Consider the following 10,305-nt stretch of genomic DNA (forward strand, 5'->3'; position numbering starts at 1 on the left):
GTTTCCCTTCCTGCCCGGCCTCTCACCTCCTGAGCCACGGCTGCCCGTCGGCGCGTGCGCCTACGCATCACGTCCGGCCCCCGTCCGTCGTCGTACGTCCGGACGATCCGCCGCGCGCCACGACGGGGTCCGGCGCCGCCGCGTCCCCCGTGCGGCAGAGCAGCAGACACACGTCGTCGTCGCGCTCGGAGTCGTGCAGCATGGGCGTGAGGATCCGGTCGGCGGCGCCCGTCAGATCCCCCTCCGCCCCGTTCAGCGCGCTCTCCGGCAGCGCCGCCAGCGCCTCGGCCAGCCGCCCGATCCCCGGGTCGATGCCGAGCGCCCGCCGCTCCACCAGACCGTCGGTGTACAGCGCGAGCGTCGACCCGGGCGGCAGCTCCAGCGTGTGGTCGGCGATGTCCTGGCGCAGCGGGATGCCGAGCATCGCGCCCGGCTTGGCGTCCAGGGTGCGCACCGCACCGTCCGGGGTGCGCAGCACCGGCGGGGGATGCCCGGCGGCGGCCCAGGTCAGCACCGGCTCGTCCGGGCGGAACCGGGCGATCACGGCGGTGGCGTACAGATCGGGCTGGAGGTGGTGCAGGAACACGTGCAGCCGGGTCAGCAACTGCCCGGGGCTGCCGCCGTCCACCGCGTACGCCCGCAGCGCGGTGCGCAGCTGACTCATCATCACCGCCGCGTGCAACCCGTGGCCCGTCACGTCGCCGACCACCGTGATCAGACTGCCGTCGGGCTGCCGGAACGCGTCGTACCAGTCGCCGCCGATGTTCAGCCCGTGTGTGGCCGGCAGATAGCGGGCGGCCAGCCGCAGCCCGGGTGTCGTGGGCAGCTCGGTCAGCAGCGCCCGTTGCAGCGTCTCCGCGATGTCCCGGTTGTGCTCGAAGCGCTGCGCGTTGTCGATGGCCGTGCCCGCCCGGCGGGCCAGCTCGATCAGCATCACCGCGTCGTCCGGGTCCCAGCGCTCCCCGGGCGGTGTCAGGGTCAGCACCCCCAGCGTCGAACGCCGGGAGACCAGCGGCACGCACAGCAGCGGCCGGTCCGGGCACAGCGCGGACGCCGGCCGGTCGTCGACCCCCGGCAGCCCGCCCGGATGGTCCGCCGCGTACTGCGGACGGCCGGTGCGGGCGGCGACCACCGCGGCCGCGGGCCGCGCCGCCCGCCGCCGCTCCCGCTCCCCGTTGGTGAACAGCCACACATCGGCGCTGCCCGCGTACGCCGGGACCAGCAGCCCGGTCAGCAGCCGCAGGATCTCCTCGTGGTTGAGGGAGGAGGTCAGCGCCGCGCTCGCGTCCGCCAGGAACGTCAGCCGGCGGCGCGCCTCCTCCGCCTCCGTGCGGGCCGCCCGCTCGGCCGCGAACAGCTCGCGCTGCGCCTGCCCGGCGGCGTCCAGCTCCGCGTGCAGCGCCAGCACGCCCTGATTGGTCTGGTGCAGCTCCTCGCGGTGGAAGGCGACCAGCGCCTCCTGCTCGGCCAGCCGGTCCAGGAGGTGCGAGGTGTCCTCGTCGGCGCCGAGCAGCGCCTCGGCGAACTCGTCGGGCCCCGGCCGCACGGACGACGGGCCGACGCCCCCGGAGGCGCACCCGCCGTCCGCGGGCCCGGGCAGGTCGACGGAGGTCTGCCAGGCCGGCGGCTCCCCGGTGCCGGTCCCGCCGCCCGCGTCGGGTACGACGACGGCCCACAGCCGGGCGCGCCCCGTGCCGTCGGCGGGCACCTCGGTCTTCAGGACCAGCCGGCACGTGGCGCCCTTGGTCAGGCACTGTCGCAGCTGCGCCGAGAGCGCGCCGACCAGCCGGGCCCGCTCGACGACGGGCACGCCGTGCGCGGCCGCGGCGCGGGCGGCGGCCGTCCGGGCCCGGGCGGCGTCGACGGCGTCGGTGATCTGCCAGGTGTCGGTCATGAAGGGCTCACGGTCCCTCGGGCGGCGGGCCGGTCAGCACCGCCACCGTGGTGTCGTCGCGCGCGGGCCGCGCGGAGCTGCTGGCGTCGCGCACGAGCACGGCCGCGGTCACCGCGGGGTCCTGCGCGGGGGAGACGGCGTCGGCGGCGGGCGCCCAGCGGCTGGGCAGGCCGTCGCTGTGCAGCACCAGCACGCTGCCGGACGTCCACGGCAGCCGGTGGTGCGGCAGCCGGGCGGGGGAGTGCACGCCGGCTATCCCGGGGTGCGACAGCAGCGGCCGCCAGTCGTCCCCGGAGCGCAGCCGGGCGCCGATGTTGCCGAGCCCCGAGAAGCCCAGCTCCCCGGCGGCCAGGTCCAGTTGGGCGACGGCGACGGCGGCACCGCGGGTGCGGCGCAGCGCGGTGTGGAGCTGCCCGAGCAGCTCCGGCGGCGGCAGATGCGCGCACTCGCGCAGCCGCCGCACGGCCGCGTCCGAGGCCAGGGCGGCACCGGCGCCGTGTCCGAGACCGTCGGCCAGGAGCAGGGTGACCCGGTCGGCGGCGCGCACGCACGCCCACGCGTCCCCGGACTGCTCGGCCGCCGCGAAGGGGATGTTGACCCCGCCGGCCCGGACCGCCGCCGGACGGGCGCCGGGCGCCGGGCCCCGGCCCCGGGCGACCGCGCCGATCCGGGCGAGCGCCACCGTGCCCCGCCCGGGCGCGCTGTGCACGTCGAAGTCGTGGGCGACGCGCAGACAGGTGCCGAGCCCGGCGCCCAGCGAGTGCGTCGTCGACCAGCCGTCGCCGAGGGCGGCCGGCAGATCGGGGATGCCGGGGCCGTGGTCGAGCGCGACGATCTGCACCAGCCGGTTCCGCTCCCCGGCCGGGAGCGGTCCCCGGACGCCGGGGGCCGCTCCCGGGCCGGGCGCCGCCGGCGCGGTGTCGGCGGCGTCCACCGTGTCGACCAGGATCTGGCCGCCGCCCGCGTGCTTGAGCAGATTGGTGGCCAGCTCGGTGGCGACCAGCGCCGCCACCGCCCGGCGGGCCTCGTCGAAGCCCAGCAGGCCGGCCGCGCTCTCGGCGGCCACCCGGGCGTCCCGCACCCGGGTCGAGTCGTGCACCGGCACGTCCCAGACGCGGGTCATCGGACGCCCCCGCGCGGGTGCGGCGGGGCCGCGGCCCAGCAGATGACCGTCACCGAGGTGCCCTCGCCCGGCCGGCTGTCCAGGGAGAACTCGTGCACCAGCCGGCGCGCTCCGCCCAGGCCCAGGCCGAGCCCGCCGCCGGAGGTGTAGCCGTCGCTCAGCGCCAGCTCCACGTCGGGGATGCCCGGGCCCTCGTCGGAGAACGTCAGCTTCAGGCCCCGGGTCCGGCCGTCGTCGAGCGGGACGCAGTCGACGTGTCCGCCCCCGCCGTGGACCAGGGTGTTGCGGGCCAGTTCGCTGGCCGCGGTGACCAGTTTGGTCTGCTCCACCAGGCCGAAGCCGAGCTCGGCGGCGGCCTGCCGCACATGCTGCCGTACCCACGCCAGATCCATGTCCGAGCGGATCGGCAGCCGGGCGGCCACCCGGCCGGAGGTCTCGGTCACGCGCTCTCCCGGCGTTCGGCCCCGCGCGGGAGGGCGGCGGACGCCTCCGTCAGCATGCGCAGCGCTTCCTGGGTGTCGAGCGCCGTGCGCAGCCCGGGCAGGGTGAGCCCCAGCTCGACCAGGGTGATCGCCACCGCGGGCCGCATCCCGGCCACGACGGTCTGCGCCGCCAGCAGCCGGGCGTTGGCGGCGATCTCCGCGAACACCCGGCCGAGGAACGAGTCGACGATCTCCACGCCCGAGACGTCGAGGACGACACCGGTGACCGAACTGCGCGCGATCGCCTCGACGATGTCCCGCTGCAACTTCTCGGCCGCGTGGTCGTGGAGATCGCCCTGCAACGTCACCAGCAGGACGTCGCCGAGCTTGAGGACGGGCACATGGCTGCCCAGCGGGTCCGGGCCACCGCCGGTCACCGCGGGTCGCCCCCCGCGCTCGGCTGGTCGACGATCATGGCGCCCTGGCGGTGCAGGGCGTACCCGAGGGCGTCCGCCAGGGTCGCCCGGGTCACCACCGAACCGAGGTCGATCCCCAGGTGGACGATGGTCTGCGCGATCGCCGGCCGGATGCCCGAGACGATGCACTCCGCGCCCATCAGCCGGGCCGCCGCGACCGTCTTCATCAGATGCTGGGCGACCAGCGAGTCGACCGTCGGCACCCCGGTGATGTCCAGGATGGCGAACCGGGCCCGCTGCGCGACGACGGCCTCGAGGAGGCTCTCCATCACCACCTGGCTGCGGGCGCTGTCGAGCGTGCCGATCAGCGGGACGGCGACGATGCCGCTCCACAGCTTGATCACCGGCGTGGCCACCTCCAGGAGCTGCATGCGCTGCCGCTCCAGGAGCTCCTCGCCCGCGGTGAGGGCCGTCTCCATGACCAGGACGCGCAGGGTCCCGAGCAGCACGGTGAGCGTCACCATGCACTCCTCGCGGGCCGCGCCGTCCGCCTCCGCCAGGTCCGCCGTCAGCTGCTCGACGACGGAGGGGCGCAGGGCCGCGACCTCGCCGGCGATGCCCGCGGCCGTGGCCCCCGAGCGCGCCCGGGACGACGCCATGCGGCCGATCTGCTCACGCACCCCGGCGAAGCCGGCCGCGCCCAGGCTCTCCACCTGGCCGGAGGCGGCCACCGCGGCGAGCGCCTCGACGACGTTCCTGGCCATCTCCACGGCCTCGTCGCGGGAGACCGTGAAGACCGTGCGGAACAAGGTCTCGTCCGCCCAGCGCTGGGCGATCTGTTCCCGGCGGCGCAACAGGAACTCACCGACGGCTCGTGCCGCTGCGCCCTTGTCCACGGCCACTGCCGGCTCCTGGTCCGTCACGTTTCCTGTCTCCTTCGAGGTCACGGGCTGTCGGCGGGGCTTGCGGGCGGGCTTCCCGCCGAAATGGTACGACCGGGTCTTCCCGCGCACGGCGGAAGGGGCCTCCTGCCGTCGGAGACCGGAACCGTGCGCGGGCGGGGGCGGTGGTCGTCAGCCGCCGGCGGCGGTCGTGCCGCCGGGTGTCGTGCCGTTCAGGTCGGCGAGCGCGTCGTCCACGGTCTTGGCGGACGGGACGGTCAGGCTCACGCCGGTCAAATCCAGGATGCGCTGGACGGCGGGGGCCGGGTCCACCAGGCGCACGCTGCCGTCGACCCGCCGCGTCTCCTTGTACGCCTTGAGAATGATGTTGATGCCGGAGGAGTCCATGAACGGCACGGCGGACAGGTCGAGCAGCAGATGGTGCCGGCCGTGGTGCACCTGGTTGGCCAGGTGGTGGTGCAGCTCGGTCGCCGTGTCGACGTCGAGGAATCCCTTCACGGTGACCAGCGCGACATCCTCCCGGGGCAGGGTCACGTCGATGGAAAGGGGGGCTTGTTCAGTCGACACATCGTCCTCCACGAAGCACTTCCTACGAGAGCCTGCCTACCCCGGGGTGGCGTCCGGATGCGCCGCGGACGCGTCCCTTGGCAGTGATCAACGTCTCGCCGCGGGGCGTGCGGGCCGTGGCGAGCAGAGCCCGCCTACCCGGAGCGGGGCGGGGCATGCCTCGCCGGCGCGGAACCCGGACGCCGCCTCCGCAGGCCGCTGCGGCGGGGTCGCCGGGCCGGGACGTGGAAGCGCCCGGGCCCGGCGCACGTGGTGCGTGTGCGGCGGGCCCGGGGCGGGTGGGTGCGGTGTGGCGCGGTGCGGTCAGTCCGTGCCCCTGACGGGCTGGGCGTCCTCGGGGCCGCGGAGTTCGCCGAGGAAGCGGTGGCACTGGGCGGCGCGCTCGGAGTCCTGCTCCATGACGGAGCGGAAGAAGTCGGCGATGTCCTTCTTGCCGGCGTTCTCCGCGTCGCGGACGTACTGGCCGTAGTCGTGGCCGGCCTTCAGGGAGTGGTACTGGACGGAGATGAGGTCGAAGACGACGTCGCTGAAGCCGGTCTCTCCGGTGGCCATGGGGACTCTCCTGTCTGTGCGTCTCGGTCTGCCCCTGGGCGGGGCGGGCGGTGACTGCCGGGTGCCACGGGAGGATCGCGCGAAACGCGGGGGTGGGGCGGGGGCGGGGGGGGTTTTCGCCCCCGCCGCCCCTGCCCTTCCCGTCCCCCGGGGGCTGCCCTCAGACCCCGCCCAAAAGACCGCGCGGTTCCCCGCGCCCCTTCTTCAGGAGGTGCCCAGCAATCCCTGGCGCAGGGTGGTGACGATGCGGTTGAGGAGGCGGGAGACATGCATCTGGGAGATGCCCAGCCGGTCGCCGATCTGGGCCTGGGTGAGCTCCTCCACGAAGCGCAGGTGCAGGATCGTGCGGTCGCGTTCGGGGAGGCCGGCGACCAGGGGGGCCAGGGAGTGCAGATCCTCGACCAGCTCCAGGCCGCGCTCCTCCACGCCGATGAAGTCCGCGAGGGCGGTCTCGCCGTCCAGCGCGCCGTCCCCGCTCAGTGACGCGTCCAGCGACGAACTGCGGTACGCGTTCGACGCCTTGCGCGCCTCGATGACCTCCTCCTCCGGCAGCGACATCAGCGCCGACAGCTCCCGCACCGTCGGCTGTCTGCCGGTGCGGCGGCTCAACTCCTCCGTCGCCCGGGCCAGTTCGACCCGCGCCTCCTGGAGCCGGCGCGGCACGTGCACGGCCCAGCTGGTGTCCCGGAAGAAACGCTTGATCTCACCCACGATGTACGGCACCGCGAACGAGGTGAACTCCACCTCCCGCGTCAGCTCGAACCGGTCGATCGCCTTGATCAGACCGATCGTGCCGACCTGGACGATGTCCTCCATCTCGTCCGCGCCCCGGCTGCGGAACCGCGAGGCCGCGTACCGGACGAGCGAGAGGTTCATCTCGATCAGGGTGTTGCGCACGTACTGGAAGTCGGGCGTGCCCTCCTCCAGCGTGGCCAGCCGGGCGAAGAAGTGCCGGGACAGCTCCCGCGCGTCCTTGGGGCTGACGCTCTGGGGATCGGCGACGGTGTCCGGAGCTGGGGTCACATGCGTCGTACGGGCTGCGGCGTGGGCGGCCACGGCTGTCATCTCATTCACCCTCATTCAATGGGGTTGGCATGGGCCACGCTTCAGTACCCCCCTTGCCGATCTTCACACCGCCCTTTTCGCTCTCTCGTACGAAGGGTTCCCCGTCGCCGGTCACAGCACGCGTATGCCCACGATGCAGGTGTCGTCGTCGGTGTCCGATCTGCTGTACGTCAGCAGCCGGTCCAGCTGCTGCGGCAGCGGCGAGGCGGGGGTGCCGGCCGTGGTCAGCAGATGCGCCAGCGACTCCTCCACCGGCAGGTCGCGGCGCTCGATCAGGCCGTCGGTGTACATCAGCAGCGTGTCGTCCGGGGCGAGCCGCACCTCGGCCTCCTCGTACGTCGTCTCCGACACCGCGCCGAGCAGCAGGCCCCGTACCAGCGGCAGAGCGGTGGCCTCCGCGTTCCGCACCAGTACGGGCGGGAGGTGGCCCGCCCTGGCCCAGCGCAGGGAGCGGGTGACGGGGTCGTACAGGCCGCACACGGCGGTGGCGGTGACGGCGCCGGTGAGGTGGTGCGCCACTATGTTCAGCCAGGACAGCAGCTGGGCCGGGCCCGCGCCGGTGACCGCGAGGCCCCGCAGCGCGTTGCGCAGCACGACCATGCTGGTCGCCGCGTCGATGCCGTGCCCGGCGACGTCGCCCACGCACAGCAGCACCTTCTTCGACGGCAGCACGACCGCGTCGTACCAGTCGCCGCCGACCAGCTGCTCGGTCTCGGCGGGCCGGTAGCGCACGGCGAGCCGCAACTGGGGAATCTCCAGCGGCGCCTGGGTGGGCGGCATGATCGCGTGCTGCAATTGCAGCGCCAGCCGGTTGCGTTCGGCGGACTGCTGCTCGCTGTGGGCGAGCTGGTCGCGGGTGGCGGCCAGTGCGACCTCCGTCCAGTGCTGGGCGGAGATGTCCTGGTACGCCCCGCGCACGGCGAGCAGCCCGTCGTCGGCGTCCAGCACCGGCTCGGCCACCACCCGCATGTGCCGGGTGACGCCGTCCGGGCGCTGTAGCCGGAAGGCGACGGAGGCGGGGCGCAGGTTGTGCAGCACGGTCCGCAGAAAGCGGCCGAGGGCCACGGCGTCGTCGGGGTGGGCGTGCGCGGGCAGGTCCTGGAGCCGGACCGGGACGCCGTAGGAGGGGCGGCCGAAGAGCCCGTAGAGCTGGCTGTTCCAGGTGACGCCGTCGGTGAGGAGGTTCTCCTCGAAGCCGCCGATCCGGCCGAGCCGCTGGGCGTGCTGGAGCAGGCTGGCCAGCCGGGCCGCCTCGTCCTCGATCCGCCAGATGAACAGCAGGCTGCTGCCGTGCCGGCTGATGTGCACGTCCGCCACGGCGGACAGCGCCACCTCCTCGACCAGCGCGGTGAGCGTCATCCGCTGGGCGCGGAACGGCTCGCCCGTGGCGTACACCCGCTCGATCCGCTGGAACAGCTCGCTCTCCCCGGCGGCCATCGGATAGGCCTCCAGGAGCAGCGCCCCGTTGACGGCACCGCGCGGCCGGCCGGCCGGGTCGAGGAAGCGGGAGTTGACGTAGTGGATGCGGAAGTCGACGAGGTGGCCGTCGTCGTCGAAGCAGGGGACGAGCACCAGCGCCGGGTCGTGCAGGCCCTCGGCGAGGTGGACGAGTTCGGAGACACCGGGCTGGGCGGGCGGCTCGCCGGGGGTGACGACGGGCGGGGTGTGGGTCTCCAGGGTGTGCGCGCACAGCTCGGCCAGTGCCTCGACCTGGCGGACGATCTGCGGGGGCTGCGGGGCGAGCGGGGAGGCCCAGCCGATCTCCAGGACGCCGTGGATGCGGCCGCCGGTGCCGGCGGGTACGGCGACCCGGCCGCCGTGCGGGAACTCGGTGTGGCCGATGCTGGGGACGCCGGCCTCGTCGAGGGAGGAGTACCACTGGGTGCCGCGCTCGGTGAGCGCGCAGCGGGCGACGGTGGCGACGCCCGGCGGGACGTAGCACCAGCGCTCCGCCTCCGCGGCGGAGAAGCCGGCGCTGCCGGCCAGCGCGAGGGAGCCGTCGGAGCGGGCCGCCCACACGGCGACCGCGCAGGCGCCCAGCGGGGCGAGGGCGTGCTGGAGGAGGGAGTCGGCGACGGCCTGGGCGTCGGCGGCGGCCAGCGCGCCGCTCTCCGCCGTGCGCAGCCGGACCACCGCGGAGGAGGCCGCACGGGGGCCGGCCGGGGTGCCGGGTGCCTCGGTGGCCTCGGCGACGAACTCCGCGGCGACCTCGGAGAGGCGGTCGCGGGCCGCCTGGTTGATGACGTCGACGGCCAGTTCCAGGGGCGCCACGCCGGCCTGCTCGGCGAGGGCGGTGAGATGCCGGGCGGCTTCGACGGGGCCGAGGCCGAGCCGCTCGATGAGGATGCCGCGCGCCAGGTCGACCAGGGCCCGCCCGTCGGCGGCCGCCTGCGCGGCCCACACCTCCTGCCGCAACCGCCGCACGGTCGCCGCGAGCCGCCCCACGGCCGACCGCGCGTCGCCGTCGCCGGTCCCGGCGGCGAGGCCGGCATCGCCGTCGGCGCCCTCGACGACGGACGGCGCCCGGCGCCCGCCACCGTCCGCACCCGACACGGCATCCGCCTCCGGCGCGCCACCGGCTCCGCCCGGCAGCGGGCCGGGGCCCGTGGCGGAGCCGGCACCGGCTGCCGGGGCGTCGGCGCCCCCCGGTCGCGGGGCGCGGCTCGTCCCGGGGGCGGCCGCCGGCCGGCCGGGGCCGTCGGGCCGTACCGCCGGGTCCGCGCCGGAGCCGACGGCGTCCGTCGGCGCCGCGGCGGCGCCTGCCGGGACGGGGCTCGCCGGGGCGGCGCCTGCCGGGACGGGGCTCGCCGGGGCGGCGACCGCCGGGACGGGGCCTGCCGGGACGGGGCTCGCCGGGACGGGGCCCGCTGGGACGGGGCCCGCTGGGACGGGGCCGTCGGCCCCGGCCCCGGCGGTGGCACCGGATGCGGCTTCGCCGCCGGGGGCGGACCCGGCGGGGGCCGTGGCGGGTGTGGTCCCGTCGGCCTGGCGTGCCGTCGTGTGGGGCGCGGTCGTGCCGGCCGGTTCGGGGGCCGTACCGGGTGTGGTCCCGTCGGCTCGGTGTGCCGTCGTGTGGGGCGCGGTCGTGTCGGCCGGTACGGGGCCCGTGCCGGGTGTGGTTCCGTCGGCCTGGCGTGCCGCCGTGCGGGGCGCGGTCGTGCTGGCCGGTACGGGGCCCGTGCCGACGGGGCCCGTGCCGAGTGTGGTTCCGTCGGCCTGGCGTGCCGTCGTGCCGGGCGCGGTCGTGTCGGCCGGTTCGGCGGCCGTGCCGGGTGTGGTTCCGTCGGCCTGGCGTGCCGCCGTGCGGGGCGCGGTCGTGCTGGCCGGTACGGGGCCCGTGCCGGGTGTGGTTCCGTCGGCCTGG

Annotated in this window: 9 protein-coding genes; all 9 read right to left on the reverse strand. The window is 75.7% G+C overall.

Going from position 1 to position 10,305, the window contains the following annotated elements; genetic code table 11:
* Positions 1-67: 67 nt before the first annotated feature.
* Positions 68-1,894, reverse strand: a complete 1,827-nt coding sequence (locus IO29_RS07955; protein ID WP_030378016.1) for a PP2C family protein-serine/threonine phosphatase — start codon at positions 1,892-1,894, stop codon at positions 68-70.
* 7 nt (positions 1,895-1,901) lie between these two features.
* A complete protein-coding gene (locus IO29_RS07960; RefSeq protein ID WP_030378017.1) occupies positions 1,902-3,017 on the reverse strand; it encodes an ATP-binding SpoIIE family protein phosphatase in 1,116 nt (371 codons plus the stop codon).
* Entirely contained in the window at positions 3,014-3,409 is a 396-nt protein-coding gene (locus IO29_RS07965) for an anti-sigma regulatory factor (RefSeq protein ID WP_051707646.1), read from the reverse strand. Before IO29_RS07965 ends, IO29_RS07960 begins: the two co-directional genes overlap by 4 nt.
* A 47-nt stretch (positions 3,410-3,456) precedes the next feature.
* Positions 3,457-3,876: an STAS domain-containing protein gene (locus IO29_RS07970; protein WP_030378019.1), complete on the reverse strand. Its 420-nt coding sequence runs from the start codon at positions 3,874-3,876 to the stop codon at positions 3,457-3,459.
* On the reverse strand, positions 3,873-4,778 hold the full coding sequence (locus IO29_RS07975; protein ID WP_078618101.1) for an STAS domain-containing protein: 906 nt from the start codon (positions 4,776-4,778) through the stop codon (positions 3,873-3,875). The genes IO29_RS07970 and IO29_RS07975 overlap by 4 nt, the downstream gene beginning before the upstream one ends.
* A gap of 150 nt (positions 4,779-4,928) precedes the next feature.
* Positions 4,929-5,324, reverse strand: a complete 396-nt coding sequence (locus tag IO29_RS07980) for an STAS domain-containing protein (RefSeq protein ID WP_051707645.1) — start codon at positions 5,322-5,324, stop codon at positions 4,929-4,931.
* A 303-nt stretch (positions 5,325-5,627) separates the two neighbouring features.
* Positions 5,628-5,876 (reverse strand): hypothetical protein, encoded by a 249-nt coding sequence (locus tag IO29_RS07985; RefSeq protein WP_030378022.1) that lies wholly within the window; start codon positions 5,874-5,876, stop codon positions 5,628-5,630.
* A gap of 204 nt (positions 5,877-6,080) precedes the next feature.
* The gene (locus tag IO29_RS07990; RefSeq protein ID WP_030378023.1) at positions 6,081-6,941 is read right to left on the reverse strand and encodes an RNA polymerase sigma factor SigF; all 861 of its coding nucleotides are present in this window, start codon (positions 6,939-6,941) and stop codon (positions 6,081-6,083) included.
* 111 nt (positions 6,942-7,052) lie between these two features.
* Positions 7,053-9,494, reverse strand: coding sequence for a SpoIIE family protein phosphatase (locus IO29_RS07995; RefSeq protein WP_051707644.1), 2,442 nt, complete (start codon positions 9,492-9,494; stop codon positions 7,053-7,055).
* Between the last annotated feature and the right edge of the window lie 811 nt (positions 9,495-10,305).

The organism is Streptomyces sp. NRRL F-6676 (genome assembly GCF_000725625.1).
Taxonomy (GTDB): Bacteria; Actinomycetota; Actinomycetes; order Streptomycetales; family Streptomycetaceae; genus Streptomyces.